This window comes from Streptomyces sp. CB02009 (assembly GCF_001905825.1).
Taxonomy (GTDB): domain Bacteria; phylum Actinomycetota; class Actinomycetes; order Streptomycetales; family Streptomycetaceae; genus Streptomyces.
Genome location: NZ_LIVV01000010.1, coordinates 231,826 through 247,553 on the forward strand (window position 1 = coordinate 231,826; position 15,728 = coordinate 247,553).

At 73.6% G+C, this 15,728-nt stretch carries 14 protein-coding genes; 9 read left to right on the plus strand and 5 right to left on the minus strand.

The window, feature by feature from the left end:
• Positions 1–107: 107 nt before the first annotated feature.
• Both AMK27_RS42095 and AMK27_RS33745 read left to right on the plus strand, forming a co-directional pair.
• Entirely contained in the window at positions 108–248 is a 141-nt protein-coding gene (locus AMK27_RS42095) for an SPW_0924 family protein (protein ID WP_106975930.1), read from the plus strand.
• 9 nt (positions 249–257) lie between these two features.
• Positions 258–1,238: a DUF3068 domain-containing protein gene (locus AMK27_RS33745; protein WP_073917036.1), complete on the plus strand. Its 981-nt coding sequence runs from the start codon at positions 258–260 to the stop codon at positions 1,236–1,238.
• Here the strand turns inward: AMK27_RS33745 and AMK27_RS33750 are convergent.
• Positions 1,222–3,882: an ATP-dependent RNA helicase gene (locus AMK27_RS33750; protein ID WP_073917377.1), complete on the minus strand. Its 2,661-nt coding sequence runs from the start codon at positions 3,880–3,882 to the stop codon at positions 1,222–1,224. The genes AMK27_RS33745 and AMK27_RS33750 overlap by 17 nt on opposite strands.
• Before the next feature lie 100 nt (positions 3,883–3,982).
• Entirely contained in the window at positions 3,983–4,822 is an 840-nt protein-coding gene (locus tag AMK27_RS33755) for a class I SAM-dependent methyltransferase (RefSeq protein WP_073917040.1), read from the minus strand.
• A 347-nt stretch (positions 4,823–5,169) separates the two neighbouring features.
• On the opposite strand from AMK27_RS33755, the gene rpsA reads away from it, so the two are divergent.
• The 4 genes from rpsA (at position 5,170) to AMK27_RS33775 (ending at position 8,885) form a co-directional block, all read left to right on the plus strand.
• Entirely contained in the window at positions 5,170–6,684 is a 1,515-nt protein-coding gene (gene rpsA, locus AMK27_RS33760) for a 30S ribosomal protein S1 (protein WP_030325237.1), read from the plus strand.
• 209 nt (positions 6,685–6,893) lie between these two features.
• A complete protein-coding gene (locus AMK27_RS33765; protein WP_073917043.1) occupies positions 6,894–7,832 on the plus strand; it encodes a PAC2 family protein in 939 nt (312 codons plus the stop codon).
• A gap of 31 nt (positions 7,833–7,863) precedes the next feature.
• Positions 7,864–8,466 (plus strand): dephospho-CoA kinase, encoded by a 603-nt coding sequence (gene coaE / locus AMK27_RS33770; RefSeq protein WP_073917046.1) that lies wholly within the window; start codon positions 7,864–7,866, stop codon positions 8,464–8,466.
• Positions 8,467–8,516: 50 nt separating this feature from the next.
• A complete protein-coding gene (locus AMK27_RS33775) occupies positions 8,517–8,885 on the plus strand; it encodes a tetratricopeptide repeat protein (protein WP_073917378.1) in 369 nt (122 codons plus the stop codon).
• A 140-nt stretch (positions 8,886–9,025) separates the two neighbouring features.
• Here the strand turns inward: AMK27_RS33775 and AMK27_RS33780 are convergent, their stop codons facing one another.
• Both AMK27_RS33780 and AMK27_RS33785 read right to left on the minus strand, forming a co-directional pair.
• Positions 9,026–9,295 carry a DUF6343 family protein gene (locus AMK27_RS33780; RefSeq protein ID WP_073917380.1) on the minus strand — a complete coding sequence of 90 codons (270 nt, stop codon included), beginning with the start codon at positions 9,293–9,295 and terminating at the stop codon, positions 9,026–9,028.
• Between the two features lie 75 nt (positions 9,296–9,370).
• Positions 9,371–9,709, minus strand: a complete 339-nt coding sequence (locus tag AMK27_RS33785; protein WP_073917049.1) for a hypothetical protein — start codon at positions 9,707–9,709, stop codon at positions 9,371–9,373.
• Between the two features lie 208 nt (positions 9,710–9,917).
• On the opposite strand from AMK27_RS33785, the gene AMK27_RS33790 reads away from it, so the two are divergent.
• The 3 genes from AMK27_RS33790 (at position 9,918) to AMK27_RS33800 (ending at position 14,990) form a co-directional block, all read left to right on the plus strand.
• Positions 9,918–12,797 (plus strand): DEAD/DEAH box helicase, encoded by a 2,880-nt coding sequence (locus tag AMK27_RS33790; protein WP_073917052.1) that lies wholly within the window; start codon positions 9,918–9,920, stop codon positions 12,795–12,797.
• Complete coding sequence (locus AMK27_RS33795) at positions 12,794–14,062, plus strand: SWIM zinc finger family protein (RefSeq protein WP_073917055.1); 1,269 nt, start codon at positions 12,794–12,796, stop codon at positions 14,060–14,062. The genes AMK27_RS33790 and AMK27_RS33795 overlap by 4 nt, the downstream gene beginning before the upstream one ends.
• Positions 14,063–14,186: 124 nt before the next feature.
• Positions 14,187–14,990: a chaplin gene (locus tag AMK27_RS33800; protein ID WP_073917058.1), complete on the plus strand. Its 804-nt coding sequence runs from the start codon at positions 14,187–14,189 to the stop codon at positions 14,988–14,990.
• Positions 14,991–15,037: 47 nt separating this feature from the next.
• Here the strand turns inward: AMK27_RS33800 and AMK27_RS33805 are convergent, their stop codons facing one another.
• Positions 15,038–15,727 carry a DUF2293 domain-containing protein gene (locus AMK27_RS33805; protein WP_073917061.1) on the minus strand — a complete coding sequence of 230 codons (690 nt, stop codon included), beginning with the start codon at positions 15,725–15,727 and terminating at the stop codon, positions 15,038–15,040.
• Position 15,728 lies beyond the last annotated feature (1 nt).

The window sequence follows — 15,728 nt, forward strand, 5'->3', positions numbered from 1 at the left end:
ACCGGGATCCCCCGGCAGGGCGGTGCAACGTGTTCTCATCTCGCGGTCGCGTTGCTACGGTGCCCCCGCCCTGACGACCTATCAGATCGCACCCCGGGAGGCCGACCATGCGTGCCCTCGTCGCCGCCGCCATCGGACTCGCCCCAGTCCTCCTCTTCATCCTCCTCGTCTCCGTGGTCGATCTGCCGCCCGACGGGCCCACCTCGCCCAAGCCCCTGCTGACCGCCGATCCCGGCCCCAAGAAGTAGGGGGCGACCGTGCGCCGCCGAGCCAGCCTCGTCCTCCTCGCCCTCGCCGTCTTCTGCGCCGCGATGGCTCCGACCCTGCGCTGGTACGCCTTCCCCCGGCTGGCGAAGATCCCGCCGAACCAGTACCAGGAGACCGTCCTGGAGGCGCAGCCCGCGACCCTGCTCAACTACTCCACGCTCAAGGCGGAGAAGGTCGACAAGATCACGATCATCCAGACCCTCAAGGGCAACGTGGAGGAGTCGCGGCGCATCGAACGCGACGCCGGGCGCGACGTCGTCGTCTGGGACGCCCTCGCCTACATCACGGGCCCCGACGGCAAGATGGTCTCCAAGGTCCCCGAGCGGTACATCTTCGACGCCCACACCCAGGACCCGGTGAACGCCACCGGCGAATCCGTCGACGGCGACCCGGTCCGGCGCGAGGGCATCGAGTTCAAGTGGCCCTTCCTCACCGAGAAGCGGGACTACCAGTACTTCGACGCCCAGACCCGCACCTCGTCCCCCATCCACTACAAGGGCACCCGCACCTTCCGGGGCATGGAGGTCTACTACTTCGAGCAGACCATCCCCTGGACCAAGGTCCCCATGCCCAAGTCGATGCCGGTCAAGATCCCCCCGGAGGTCATCGCCGAATCCGGACTCACCCGCTGGTACACCACCAAGCGGATGTTCTGGATCGAGCCCGTCACCGGCGCCCCCGTCAACGGCGAGGAGATCCACAAGGAGGAGCTCCGCAACGCCAAGGCGCTGATGGGCGTCGACACCCTCACCGTCTTCGAGGGTCATGTGAAGATGCGCGAGGACTACATCCGCAGCGTCGGCGACATGGTCGCCTCCAACCGCCTCACGGTCCTCCTGCTGGTCTTCTACGCCCCCTGGACCCTGACCTTCCTGGCGCTGCTCCTCCTCGCCCTCGCCCTCTGGCTGGAGGCCCGCTCCCGCCGCCCGGCACCGGAACCCGCCACCGCCCCGCTCACCCCTCCCGTCTGAGCCGCACGCTCGTGAACCGGGTCGCCTCCGCGGCGGAGGGGTCCTCGGGCCACGGGTGCTTCGGATACCGCCCTCTCAGCTCCGCCCGCACGGACCGGTAGCCGTCCCGCCAGAACGACGTCAGGTCGGCGGTGACCGCCGCCGGCCGGCCCGCGGGGGAGAGGAGGTGGACGAGCACCGGGACCCCCGCCACCCGGGGCGTCTCCGCGAGCCCGAACATCTCCTGCAGCTTCACCGCGAGCACCGGCCGCTCACCGCCGTACTCGACCCGGATCCGCGATCCGCTCGGCACCTCGATCCGCTCGGGCGCCAGTTCCCCCAGCCGGCCCGCCTCGCCCGAAGCCCAGGGCAGCAGTCGGCGCAGGGCCTCACCGGCGTCGATCCGCCCCAGATCGGCGCGCCGCGCGGCCCGGGACAGCTCCGGCTCCAGCCACTCGTCGGCCCGCTCGACCAGCGCCTCGTCGGCCACGTCCGGCCAGGGTTCCCCCACCTCCCGGTGCAGGAAGGCGAGCCGGGCGCGCAGCTCGCCGGCCTCCCGGCTCCACCGCAGGAGCCCGGACCCCTCGCGCCGCAGCCCGTCGAGCAGCGCCTCCCGCAGGAGCGCGGGATCCGCCTTCGCCCCCAGCGGCCGGACCGTCAGCTCGACCGCGCCGAGCCGGTCCACCGACCGCGCGACCACGTCGCCGTCCTCCCAGCGGACCTCCTCGCCGGTGGACCGCAGATGCCCGGCCGCCCGCCGCGCCATGTCCTCGTCCACCACCGCCGCCAGCCGCACCCGTGCCGTCGCGTCCCGCGCCGTACGGTCCGCCACCGCCACGGCCAGCCACGGGGTGGCCCGCAGCCCGGACCCCTCACCGAGCCGGGCCCCGCTCCCCGACACCATCAGATAGCCGCCCTGCTCCCGCGCCCTCGCCACCCGCTCGGGAAAGGCGAGCGCCGTCACCAGACCGGCCACCGCGTCGTCCCCCGCCGCCGGCTCCGCCGAGCCCCCGGCGGCGCCCGGGCGCCCCGAAGCCCCAGAGGCACCCGGGGCACCGGAAGCCCCCGAGGCACCGGGCGCACCGGAAACCCCCGAGGCGCCGGAAGCACCGGAACCCCCCGAGGCACCGCCCGCCACCTCCGCCGCCGACCGCTCCAGACGGCGGGCCTCCGCCTTCCACCGGGCGCCGTACCCGTCCGCGCCCCGGCGGGCCGCACGCCAGGCCGCCGCCAGGTCGTCCCCGTAGTCGCGCGGCGGTTCCTCGCTGAGCAGCGCCACCACCTCCGCCGCCCGCCGCACCCCGACCTCCGGCGCACCGTCCAGGAGCGCACGGCCGAGCCGGGGATGGAGCCCGAGCCGGGACATCCGTACCCCTCGATCGGTGGCCCGCCCGGCCTCGTCCACGGCCCCGATCGAGCCGAGGACCGACCGCGCGGCCGTCATCGCCCCGGCGGGCGGCGCGTCGAGCAGTGCGAGGCCCTCCGCCGTCGGGTCGCCCCAACAGGCCGCCCGCAGGGCGAAGTCCGCCAGATCGGCGACCCTGATCTCCGGTGAAGGGAAGCGCGGCCTGCCCCCGTCGCTCGCCTCCGCCCAGCAGCGGTAGACGAACCCGAAGGCCTCACGGCCCGCCCGGCCCGCCCGCTGGGTCGCCGTCGCCTCCGAGACCGTCACCGTCGCCAGCGAGCCGAGACCGCGGGCGTGGTCCGTCCGCGGCTCACGGGCCAGACCCGAGTCCACGACGATCCGCACCCCCGGCACCGTCAGACTCGACTCCGCCACCGAGGTCGCGAGCACCACCCGCCGCGGCCCGCCCGGCTCCGTACCGCGCAGCACCGCGTCCTGCACCGCCGCCGGCGCCCGCCCGTGCAGCTGGAGCACCTCGGCGCCGACGCCGGCCAGCATCCCCGCCGTCCGCGCGATCTCCCCCGTACCCGGAAGGAAGCAGAGGACGTCCCCCTCGTGCCGCTCCAGCGCGAGCCGGACCGTCGCGGCCACGTGCCGGAGCAGCGTCGGATCCACCCAGGTGCCGTGGGCCGGCCGGACGCCCGACGGCGGCGCCTCGAAGAAGACCCGGCAACCGTGCCCCTCGCCGCTGCTCCGCACCACCGGCGCGGGACCGCCGCCGTCCAGGACCGTGAGCAGATCCGCCCAGGCCGCCGCGTCGCTCGTCGCCGACGCCGCGATCAGCTTCAGGTCCGGCCGCAACGTGGCCCGCACGTCCACGAGGAAGGCCATCGCCGTGTCGGCGTCCAGGTGCCGCTCGTGGCACTCGTCGAGCAGCACCACGTCGACACCCGCCAGCTCGGGATCGCGCTGGAGCCGCTGGAGCAGAATGCCCGTGGTCACCACCTCGACCCGCGTCGAGGGGCCGGTCCGCCTCTCGCCGCGGACCGAGAACCCGACCGTGCCGCCGGCCTCCTCGCCGAGCAGCCACGCCATCCGCCGGGCCGCCGCCCGGACCGCCATCCGCCGCGGCTCGGCCACCAGGACCCGACGCCGCGGTCCCTCCCCTATGAGACCCGCGAGCGCCAGCGGCACCAGCGTCGTCTTGCCCGTGCCGGGAGGCGCGGACAGCACGGCCGCACCGCGCCGGTCGAGCGCGGCCAGCAGCTCGGGGACGGCATGGCGGACGGGGAGACGGTCGAGAGCGTCGTTTCGGATCACGCACTCAGTCTCGTACGCGAGACGAAGAAGGCGGGTCCCGTCGTCCACAGGACCCACCTCTTCATATGACTAATGAGGGGGGAGCGGGCAAGGGAGGCCGCTACTCCGCGCGCTCGCAGACGAAGATCGCCGTGCCCGGGATCAGATTGCCCCGCAGCGGGGACCAGCCGCCCCACTCCTGGCTGTTCCACGCCGGCCACTCCGGCTCGACCAGGTCGACCAGGCGGAACCCGCCGGCCACCACGTCCCGCACCCGGTCGCCGATCGTCCGGTGGTGCTCCACGTACACCGCCCGCCCCTGCTCGTCCTGCTCCACATAAGGGGTGCGGTCGAAATAGGAGGCCGCGACCGACAGGCCCTCGGGACCGGGCTCGTCCGGGAACGCCCAGCGGATCGGGTGCGTCACCGAGAAGACCCACCGGCCGCCGGGCCGCAGCACCCGCCGCACCTCCCGGAACACCTTCACCGGGTCCGCGACGAACGGCACCGCGCCGTACGCCGAGCACGCCAGGTCGAAGGAGCCGTCCCGGAAGGGCAGGTCGCCCGCGTCGGCCTCCACCAGCGGCACGTCCCCGCCGATCCGCAGCGCGTGCTGGAGCTGGCGGTGCGAGAGGTCCAGGGCCACCGGCCGCGCCCCCTGCGCCGCCAGCCAGCGCGAGCACTGCGCCGCGCCCGCCCCGATCTCCAGGACGTCGAAGCCCTTCAGGGAGGCGGCCGGACCGAGGAGTCCGGCCTCGGCCTCGTCGAGCCCCTCGGGACCCCAGACGAACCGGTCGTCGCCCAGGAACGATCCGTGGTCGCTCTGGTACTCGTCGGCGTTCCTGTCCCACCAACCGCGGCTCGCGCGACTGCTCTCCGCGTCCCCCGCGTCACGCCGGGTCGCCTCCGCCTCCTCCTCGGCCGAGTCGGAGGGGACTTCGTGCTCGTACTCTTGGTTCATCTCGCCCGCCGATGTAGTTTGCGCTCAGTGCCGCTGTGTGCGGATCCCGCCGATGAGGCGTGGAAGGACACGAGTTGGTGCCGGAGTTGAGTAGATCTGCCCCGGGTGCGCGCTTCGCGCATTGACCCTGTCCGGCCGCCCCCGTATGCTAAAGGTTGCGCTGCGGGCCTGCGCGCCTCAGACGGAGCAGGCCGCGCTCGTACCTGTTGTATGTCCCCTCGGTTTTCGAGGCTCCTCCCGTCCGCGGGAAGTGGGGCCTCATTGGCTGTCCGGCTTCTTGGTGCGATACGGGCTCTCGGCGTAGCAGTACCTACGACTTTCTGTCCGTAACCGGAGCCCTTTCCCACATGACGAGCAGCACCGAGACCACCGCCACCAGCACCACCCCGCAGGTTGCGGTCAACGACATCGGTAACGAGGAAGCCTTCCTCGCCGCGATCGACGAGACGATCAAGTACTTCAACGACGGCGACATCGTCGACGGCGTCATCGTGAAGGTCGACCGGGACGAGGTCCTGCTCGACATCGGTTACAAGACCGAAGGTGTCATCCCGAGCCGCGAGCTCTCGATCAAGCACGACGTCGACCCGAACGAGGTCGTCAAGGTCGGCGACGAGATCGAGGCCCTGGTTCTCCAGAAGGAGGACAAGGAAGGCCGCCTGATCCTCTCGAAGAAGCGTGCCCAGTACGAGCGCGCCTGGGGCACCATCGAGAAGATCAAGGAAGAGGACGGCATCGTCACCGGTACCGTCATCGAGGTCGTCAAGGGTGGTCTCATCCTCGACATCGGCCTCCGTGGCTTCCTGCCGGCCTCCCTCGTCGAGATGCGTCGCGTCCGCGACCTCCAGCCCTACGTGGGCAAGGAGCTCGAGGCGAAGATCATCGAGCTGGACAAGAACCGCAACAACGTGGTCCTGTCCCGCCGCGCCTGGCTCGAGCAGACCCAGTCCGAGGTTCGCCAGACCTTCCTCACGACCCTCCAGAAGGGTCAGGTCCGCTCCGGCGTCGTGTCCTCGATCGTCAACTTCGGTGCCTTCGTGGACCTGGGTGGCGTCGACGGCCTCGTGCACGTCTCCGAGCTGTCCTGGAAGCACATCGACCACCCCTCCGAGGTTGTCGAGGTCGGCCAGGAGGTCACCGTCGAGGTTCTCGACGTGGACATGGACCGCGAGCGTGTCTCCCTGTCGCTGAAGGCGACGCAGGAGGACCCGTGGCAGCAGTTCGCCCGGACCCACCAGATCGGTCAGGTCGTCCCGGGTAAGGTCACCAAGCTGGTTCCGTTCGGTGCGTTCGTCCGCGTGGACGAGGGCATCGAGGGTCTGGTCCACATCTCCGAGCTGGCCGAGCGCCACGTGGAGATCCCGGAGCAGGTCGTCCAGGTCAACGACGAGATCTTCGTCAAGGTCATCGACATCGACCTCGAGCGTCGTCGCATCAGCCTCTCGCTGAAGCAGGCCAACGAGTCCTTCGGTGCCGACCCGGCCTCGGTCGAGTTCGACCCGACCCTGTACGGCATGGCCGCGTCCTACGACGACCAGGGCAACTACATCTACCCCGAGGGCTTCGACCCCGAGACCAACGACTGGCTCGAGGGCTTCGAGACCCAGCGCGAGGCCTGGGAGACCCAGTACGCCGAGGCGCAGGCTCGTTTCGAGCAGCACCAGGCTCAGGTCATCAAGTCCCGCGAGGCCGACGAGGCCGCCGCTGCCGAGGGCGCTGCCGCCCCGGCCGCCGGTGGCAACGCCGGTGCGGGCATCTCGGGTGGTTCGTACTCCTCGGAGTCGGACGACAACTCCGGCGCCCTGGCGTCGGACGAGGCGCTCGCCGCCCTCCGCGAGAAGCTCGCCGGCGGCCAGAGCTGAACAGGCTCTCCGCTGAGCGCTAGCCGCTAGCGAACCGAGGCCCGTTCCCCTTCGGGGGAGCGGGCCTCGGTCATGTTCCGGGGCGAAGCCCCCGAAAGCCGTGCTCCTCACCCCCGGGAAGGCCGCGCCCGTACGGAAGATCGCGCCGTCCGGGAATGGCGTCGCCACGCGCGACGTTCCCAGAGAGAACACGAGGAGGAGCGGTAATCGTGCTTGATCCCCAGGATTTGTACGAATGGGACGCCAAGGGCCTGGCTGTCGTCGACCTGGCACTGGCGCAGGAGTCGGCCGGGCTGGTCATGCTGTACCACTTCGACGGCTACATCGACGCGGGGGAGACCGGTGAGCAGATCGTCGAGGGCCTGCTCGACACCCTGCCCCACCAGCTCGTGGCCCGATTCGACCACGACCGGCTCGTGGACTACCGCGCCCGCCGCCCGCTGCTGACCTTCCGGCGCGACCGGTGGACCGCGTACGAGACGCCGTCCATCGAGGTCCGCCTCGTCCAGGACGCCACCGGCGCCCCCTTCCTCGTCCTCTCCGGCCCGGAGCCGGACGTCGAGTGGGAGCGGTTCGCCGCCGCCGTCCGGCAGATCATCGAGCGCCTCGGCGTGCGACTCTCCGTGAACTTCCACGGCATCCCCATGGGCGTGCCGCACACCCGGCCCGTCGGCCTCACCCCGCACGGCAGCCGTACCGACCTCATGCCGGGCCACCGCAGCCCCTTCGACGAGGCACAGGTCCCCGGCAGCGCCGAGGCCCTCGTCGAGTACCGGCTCACCGAGTCCGGCCACGACACCCTCGGTGTCGCCGCGCACGTCCCGCACTACGTCGCCCGCTCCCCGTACCCGGACGCGGCGCTGACCGCGCTCGAGGCCGTGACGGCCGCCACCGGCCTGGTCCTCCCCGAGGTGGCGCACGCCCTGCGGACCGAGGCCCGACGCACCCAGACCGAGATCGACCGCCAGATCGGCGAGGGCGACGAGGAGCTGGTCGCGCTCGTGCAGGGCCTCGAGCACCAGTACGACGCGGCGGCCGGCGCGGAGACCCGCGGCAGCCTCGTCGCCGAGCCCGTCGACCTGCCGTCGGCGGACGAGCTGGGCCGCGAGTTCGAGCGCTTCCTCGCCGAGCGGGAGGGCGACTCCTGACCCGTCGCGGGCAGGCCCTAAGCTGCCGCTCATGCTGAAGGTGGGCCTGACCGGCGGGATCGGCGCCGGCAAGAGCGAAGTGTCACGGCTGCTCGTCTCGTACGGGGCCGTGCTGATCGACGCGGACCGGATCGCCCGCGAGGTCGTCGAGCCCGGTACGCCGGGGCTCGCGGCCGTCGTGGAGGCCTTCGGGGAGGGCGTCCTCACCGCGGAGGGCACCCTCGACCGGCCGAAGCTCGGCTCCATCGTGTTCGCCGACGCGGACCGCCTCGCCGCCCTCAACGCCATCGTGCACCCGCTGGTCGGGGCCCGGTCGGCGGAACTGGAGAGCAGGGCGCGCACCGGAGACGTCGTCGTCCACGACGTGCCCCTGCTCACCGAGAACGGGCTCGCGCCGCTGTACGACCTGGTCGTGGTCGTGGACGCCTCCCCGGAGACCCAGCTCGACCGGCTCGTACGGCTCAGGGGCATGGCCGAGTCCGAGGCCCGCGCCAGGATGTCGGCCCAGGCCACGCGCGCCCAGCGGCTGGACGTCGCGGACCTCGTGATCGACAACGACGGGCCGCTCGACGCGCTCGAACCGCAGGTGCGGAAGGTCTGGGACGAGCTGGAGCGCCGCGCCTCGGCGGAATGAGGGTGCCCGGTCCGGTGTTCAACCACCGGATCGAGGGGAAGGATGCCATGGTGGCCGACAGAAACCCGGAAACACACGTCATCGACTTCCGCGCAGCCGAGCACCTGCTGGCAGCGAAGGACCCCCGTGGCGCCGTGAAGCTCCTGGACTCGGTGATCGCCGCCCATCCCGAGAACACGGCGGCGCGCCTGCTGCGGGCCCGCGCCTTCTTCGCCGCCGCGCAGCTGCGACCCGCGCAGCTGGAGTTCGAGCTGGTCCTGGAGCGCGAGCCGGACAACGCGTTCGCGCACTTCGCCCTCGCCCGCACCTTCGAGCGCTCGGGCCTGACCGCCCAGGCGACCCGGCACTTCCGCCTCGCGGCCGCGCTGGACCCGAAGCCCGAATACCTCCAGGCCGCCGGGTTCGACACGGAGAAGTAGGCGCTCAGAGGACGGGCGGAGGGGCCGAGCGGAGGGGCTGAGAGGCCGAGCGGAGGGGCCGAGCGGAGAAGCCGGCGCGGGCACGCGGGCGCGGCGAGCCCGAAGCCCCGGCAAGGGGAGATCCGGCGGGACGCGTGCGCTCAGCGCCGATTCCCGCCGTGATCCGGCTCGTACGGCGGGACGTTCCGGCCCGGCTGCCAGTGCGGGCCCTGGTGGATGTGGCGCACCACCATCGCCAGGTCGACCAGGACGACGAGGAACAGCACGCCGCAGGCCGCGGCCCAGCCCGGCCGGCCGAGCAGCGCGAAGACGGTCGTGCCGAAGGCGGCCCAGAGCAGTCCCCACAGACCCAGCCAGAAGCGCATGCGCAGGGGACTGCGCGCGGTCGCCGGCTCGTTCCCGGAACGCATGACGGTCACCCTCTCCCGTCCGAGCCCCGCAGGGCTCTTCCCAGGATGGACCTGCGGCGGGCCGAAGGGAACCGGCTAGTGGATGACGCTGTAGCTGCGCCACGGCAGGGCGCCCGGAGCGACCCGGTAGCTGGTGTTCGTGGGGAGGTAGATGTTGTGCTTCCCCTGGCAGTTCGGCGTCGGGAACAGCCTGATGTCGACCAGGGTGTTGTTCTCGACCCGGTGCACCCCGCTCGGGGCGATGAGGCGGTGGCAGCCGTTCACCGAGGGGCTCGTCACGGTCACCACGACCTCGCGCTCCGTCTCGTAGGAGAGCGTGCCGACCATGGTGCGGCCCAGGCTCGAACAGCCGGCGACGGCGAAGGTGAGCAGCACGGCCCCGGTGGCGGTCGTGAGACGCCGGCGAACGGACATGTCGGTTCCTCTTCTGTCGGAGTCCGGGTCGGTGTTCCGGCGGCAGCTCCGGTGCACCCGGTTTCACGCCACCCTCGCGCGCCCGGGGGCCCGTGTCATCCGCTGCTGGGCCGCTCGGGCGAACCCGCCTGGCGGCCGTTGTCAGACCCCCGCCGTAAGGTCGGAGATCCAGTCGACACCCGTCACCGGTGGGAAGGAGCGCGGAGCCGTGGCACACACCTGGACGACCAGCGCCGCCGTCTTCCTGCCGGCCGCCCTGCCCCGCGAGGGCCGGGTGGCCTTCTGGGCCCCCGACGGCGGTGCGCTGCCGGACCCGGCGGACAGCGGCGCGGAGCGCGTCGAGCTGACCGTCGCCCGGCGGCACGGCAGCGGTGCCCGGAGCCGGTCCGTCCCCGCCCTGAGCCTCCCGGTCGACGCGGCGCTGCCCCGTCTCGTCGCGGCCCGCCACCACCCGGCCGCCCATCGCGCGACCGCCGGCTGGGGCGCCGCCGCCCTGCACGCCCTGCACCTGGTGGCCCGCGGCCGCATGCTGCCGGGCCTCACCGCCGACGATCTGGACGCCTGGCGGGCCGGCCCGCTGGACGCCGACGACATCGCCCATCTGCGGGCCGTCGCCGCGGCCCTGCCGTACGAGGCGCACGCCGTGCCCGTTCCCGGGCGGGGGCCGCTGCGCCTGCCCGATCCCGAGGCCCTGGTGCGCGCCTTCCTCGACGCGGTCGCCGACATCCTGCCCAGGACCCCGGCCGCCGCCCATGCGGTGGGCGCGCCGTTCGCCGCCCGTGCTCCCCAGCACCTGCCCCGGGCGCGGGCCTGGGCCGCCGAGGCGGCGGCCGGGATGGACGCGGGCGTGCGGGTCTCGCTCCGCCTGGACTTCTCCCCCTACGAACTGTTCGACGCCGCCTCCGGAGCAGAAGCCGACGGAGCCGAGGGCGCCGACGGCGACGGCCGGGCCCCGCGCGGGAAGCGCCACGCGGCCGCCGCGCTCCTCCAGGTCCACAGCCTCGCCGACCCCACCCTCGTCATCGACGCCACGGCCCTCTGGGCCGGCGACGGCGAGCACTTCGGGCCCCGCGCCCGGGTCGACGCGGTCCTCGCCCTGCGCCGGGCCGCCCGCGTCTGGCCTCCGCTGGCCCGGCTCCTGGAGCGGGACGTGCCCGACGTCCTCGCGGTCACCGAGGACGAGCTGTACGAGCTGCTCGGCCCGGCCGCCGCCCGGCTCGCCGACGCCGGGGTCGCCGTCCACTGGCCGCGCGAGCTCGCCCGCTCCCTCAGCGCCTCCGCCGTCGTCAGCGCCGGCCTCGCCGCGCCCGGCTCGGCGACCGACGGCACCGCGTTCTTCGACAGCGAGGAACTCCTGCGGTTCAACTGGCAGCTGGCCCTCGACGGCGATCCGCTCACCGAGCGGGAGATGGACCACCTCGCCGAGGCCCACCGGCCGATCGTGCGCCTCCGCGACCAGTGGGTCGTCGTCGACCCCGACCTCGTCCGCAAGGCGCGCAAGCGGGAACTCGGCCTGCTCGAACCGGTCGACGCCCTCGCCGTCGCCCTCACCGGCACCGCCGAGGTGGACGGCGAGACCGTGCCCGCCGTCCCCGTCGGGGCGCTCGCCGCGCTCCGCGACCGGCTCCTCGCCGGACCCGAGGACGTGCAGCCCCCGCCCGGCCTCACCGCCACCCTCCGCGACTACCAGCTGCGCGGCCTGGCCTGGCTGGACCTGATGACCTCGCTCGGCCTCGGCGGCTGCCTCGCCGACGACATGGGCCTCGGCAAGACCGTCACCCTGATCGCCCTCCATCTGCGCCGTGCCCGGCGCGCCCCCACGCTCGTCGTCTGCCCGGCGTCGCTGCTCGGCAACTGGCAGCGCGAGGTGGGGAGGTTCGCCCCCGACGTGCCCGTCCGGCGTTTCCACGGAGCGGAGCGCGACCTCGACGGCGCCGAGGGCGGGTTCGTCCTCACCACCTACGGCACCCTGCGGACGAGCGCGGCCGAACTGGCCGGGCGGGAGTGGGGGATGGTCGTCGCCGACGAGGCCCAGCACGTCAAGAACCCGTTCTCCGCGACCGCGAGGGCGCTGCGCGAGATCCCCGCGCCCGCCCGGGTGGCCCTCACCGGCACCCCCGTGGAGAACAACCTCTCCGAGCTCTGGGCGCTCCTCGACTGGACCACACCCGGTCTCCTCGGCCCGCTCAAGGCCTTCCGCTCCCGGCACGCCCGTGCCGTCGAGAACCACGAGGAGATCGAGCACGAGGAGGCCGTCGCCCGGCTCGCCCGGCTCGTCCGGCCCTTCCTGCTGCGCCGCCGCAAGTCCGACCCCGGCATCGTCCCCGAGCTGCCGCCGAAGACGGAGTCCGACCACCCCGTCCCCCTCACCCGGGAGCAGGCCTCGCTGTACGAGGCGGTCGTCCGCGAGACCATGGCGCGGATCGAGGAGGCCGAGGGCATCGCCCGCCGCGGTCTCGTCATGAAGCTGCTGACCTCCCTCAAGCAGATCTGCAACCACCCCGCGCAGTACCTGAAGGAGGAGGCGCCACGCGGGAGCGGCACCGGGCGCCTCGCCGGCCGTTCGGGAAAGCTCGCCCTGCTCGACGAGCTCCTGGACACGATCCTCGCCGAGGACGGCTCGGTGCTCGTCTTCACCCAGTACGTGGCGATGGCGCGGCTCCTCGCCGACCATCTGGCCGCGCGCGGCATCCAGGCCCAACTCCTCCACGGCGGAACGCCGGTGGCCGAGCGGGAGCGGATGGTCGACCGCTTCCAGGCCGGCGAGGTCCCCGTCTTCCTGCTCTCCCTCAAGGCCGCGGGCACCGGCCTCAACCTCACCCGGGCCGGCCACGTCGTCCACTACGACCGCTGGTGGAACCCGGCCGTCGAGGAACAGGCCACCGACCGGGCCTACCGCATCGGGCAGACCCAGCCGGTGCAGGTCCACCGGCTCGTCGCCGAGGGCACGGTCGAGGACCGGATCGGCGAGATGCTCCGCGCCAAGCGGGCCCTGGCCGACGCCGTCCTCGGATCCGGCGAGGCGGCCCTCACCGAGCTGACCGACCGGGAGCTCGCCGACCTGGTGTCCCTGAGGAGGCCCTCGTGACCACCCCACGGGGCGCGCGCGGAGCGGTGCCCCGCCACGACGACCGCCGGCGCAGCTTCCCGCAGGTCGCGCCCCGGGAGGCCCCCGACGGGCGGTTCGCCGCCACCTGGTGGGGCAACGCCTGGGTGGAGGCCCTGGAGGACACCGCCCTCGACCCGGCACGCCTCGCCCGCGGCAAGGCGTACGCGGGGCGCGGCCATGTCGACGCGATCACCGTCACGCCCGGCCGGGTCGTCGCCTACGTGCACGGCAGCCGGCCCCGCCCGTACCGCACCGAGATCAGGATGCGGACCCTCGGCGACGACGGCTGGGAGCGGTTCCTCGACGAGGCGACCGCACGCCCCGACCACATCGCCGCCCTGCTCGACAAGGACGTGCCGCACGCCCTGGAGGCGGTCACCGGACTGCTGCCCGCACCGGGCGACCTCGTCCCCGACTGCTCCTGCCCGGACGACGGTTACCCCTGCAAGCACGCAGCCGCCCTCTGCTACCAGGCCGCCCGCCTCCTCGACGAGGACCCGTTCGTCCTCTTCCTGATGCGCGGCCGCGGGGAGCAGGAACTGCTCGCCGAGCTGACCCGGCGCAACGCCGCCCTGTCCGCCGCCGAGACGACCGCCGCCGCACCCCCGATGCCCACCGTCCCCGCCCGCGCGGTGTTCGCCGCGGCGGAGCGGTCCGGGCTGCCGCTGCCCCCTCCGCTGCCGGCCCCGGACCGGCCCGGCCGCCCGGCCGTGTTCCCCCCCGACCCCTACGCCCCCGACCCGCTCGCCCTCGACCTCCTGGCCTCCGAAGCCGCCGTCCGCGCCCACGCGTTCCTCACCACCGGACACGATCCGGTCGCCGCGCTCACGCCGTGGCAGGACGCCGTCCGGCTGGCCGCCGCGCACCCCGGTTCCGGTCTCACCGCCTCCACCCGCGCCCTCTACCGGGACCTGGCGTACGCGCTGGACCGCACCCCCACCGACCTCGCCCGCGCCGTCGCCGCCTGGCGGCAGGGCGGCGCCGCCGGTCTCGCCGTACTGGAAGATCCGTGGGATCCGCCGGCGGGTCCCTTCGACCGGGCCAGACCCGCCCTGATCGCCGCCGACTTCCCCGCCTTCCGCCCCTGGCGCAACCGGCTCTCCACCGACTCCCTCCAGCTCCGCCTCGGCCGGGACGGCCTCTGGTACGGCTACGAGTCGGATGCCGGCCGCGAGGACTGGTGGCCGCGCGGCGCCCCCGACCACGACCCGGTCGGCGCCCTCACCGATCTTCTGGGGCGCTGACCCACACTCGAACGGGGCCCACTCGATGGAGTGAAACCCGTCAACGGCAGGATCCGGCACGTGCGTTTGTCGCGTTGATTCCGGTACGGGCACTTGCCCGCACACCTCCGGAAGGCAGGAAGCCATGAGGCAGATTCGCCGAAGTGGTCTGGCCACACTGTTGGTCACGGGTGGGGCGATCGCCCTCTCGGCCGGCGCCGCGCACGCCGACTCCGGCGCGCAGGGCGCCGCGGTCGGTTCGCCGGGCGTCGGCTCCGGCAACACGGTTCAGCTGCCGGTGCACGTGCCGGTCAACGTCTGCGGCAACACGGTCAGCGTCGTCGGCCTGCTCAACCCGGCCTTCGGCAACGGCTGTGCCAACCGCTCCGCCGAGAAGGAGCCCGACGGCTACGGCTCGGAGGGCGGCGGCCGTACCCACAAGGACATCCCCGGTACCCCGCGCGGCGGAGAGCAGGCGGGCGGTTCGCACAGCGGCGGTTCCTCCGACGGCGGTTCCGCCAACGGCGGCGGGTCCACGGCCGAGACCCACGTCGCGGGCTCTCCCGGCGTGCTCTCCGGGAACGGCATCCAGCTGCCGGTCGACCTCCCCGTGAACATCAGCGGCAACTCGGTCAACGTGGTGGGCATCCTCAACCCGGTCTTCGGCAACACGTCGGTCAACGGCCCCTCGAAGCCCACGCCGCCGGTCGAGACGCCGACGCCGCGCCCGCAGACCCCCGTTCGGAACGTGCCGGTTCCGCAGCCGGAGACCGAGACCGAGACGGCGAAGCCCGTCCCGCTCCCCGCTCCGCAGGGCGAGACGAGCAACGTCGCGCTGGCCTCCACCGGTTCCGACAGCATCGGGTACGCCGGCGCCGCCAGTGCCGCGCTGCTGCTCGGCGGAGCCCTGCTGTACCGTCGCGCCCGCCGTGCCGGGGACCAGGCCTGACGGTTCCGCTCCGACGGCCGGGCCGACGCGGGCCGACACCCGAGCTGTCAGCCGCGCCGCCCCCGGCCGTCGGCGTTCCCGCCGCCGTGCCAGGCCCGGAGCACCGCCTCGATGGCGGGCGCCACCCTCGTCCGGGCCTGATGCCGGGGAACACCCTGCATGAGCAAGGTGTCGTACGGCGTGTCGAGATGGCGTACGGAGGCGCGCACCGCGGCCGTGACGGCGCCGCGGTCGAGGGAGCGGCCCGCCGCCGTGCGCCCCACCCGGCCACTGCCCTTCACCGAGGCGTGGACGGCGACCTCCGCGGCCCGGTCCGGCGGGATGGACGGGAAGAGCCGCAGGATCTCCGCCCGGAGGACCTCGGTGATCTCCACGTCGAGCGCCGCGCGCCGTACGGCGTCCCGCGCCCGGCGCCTGGCCCGGGCCTCCGCGTCCGCCAGGCAGGACCGTTCCGCCTCGGCGAGCGCCGCCTCCTCGACGAGCAGGCCCTGGCGCTCGTACCGGGTGCGGCGCCGGTTGTGCCGTACGACCACGGCCCAGAGCGCGCTGCCCTCACGGGCCCGGCGGGTGAGCGCCGTGTCGCCCCGCCGCAGGAAGACGAGATGCCCGAGGTCGGCGCAGTCGAGGCACACGGGGGCGTTGAACTCGACGATCATCCGCTCGAGGGGCCCCTGCCGGCATTCCGAGCAGCGGCGCCGCTTGAGCGGCTCGACGACCACGGGTGCGACGAGGTCCATG

Bases quoted from the DNA above. Each gene is read 5' to 3' on its own strand.
- AMK27_RS33800 (WP_073917058.1), top strand. From the start codon at position 14,187: ATGAGGCAGATTCGCCGAAGTGGTCTGGCCACACTGTTGGTCACGGGT.
- coaE (WP_073917046.1), top strand. From the start codon at position 7,864: ATGCTGAAGGTGGGCCTGACCGGCGGGATCGGCGCCGGCAAGAGCGAA.
- AMK27_RS33805 (WP_073917061.1), bottom strand. From the start codon at position 15,727: ATGGACCTCGTCGCACCCGTGGTCGTCGAGCCGCTCAAGCGGCGCCGC.
- AMK27_RS42095 (WP_106975930.1), top strand. From the start codon at position 108: ATGCGTGCCCTCGTCGCCGCCGCCATCGGACTCGCCCCAGTCCTCCTC.
- rpsA (WP_030325237.1), top strand. From the start codon at position 5,170: ATGACGAGCAGCACCGAGACCACCGCCACCAGCACCACCCCGCAGGTT.
- AMK27_RS33780 (WP_073917380.1), bottom strand. From the start codon at position 9,295: ATGCGTTCCGGGAACGAGCCGGCGACCGCGCGCAGTCCCCTGCGCATG.
- AMK27_RS33785 (WP_073917049.1), bottom strand. From the start codon at position 9,709: ATGTCCGTTCGCCGGCGTCTCACGACCGCCACCGGGGCCGTGCTGCTC.
- AMK27_RS33755 (WP_073917040.1), bottom strand. From the start codon at position 4,822: ATGAACCAAGAGTACGAGCACGAAGTCCCCTCCGACTCGGCCGAGGAG.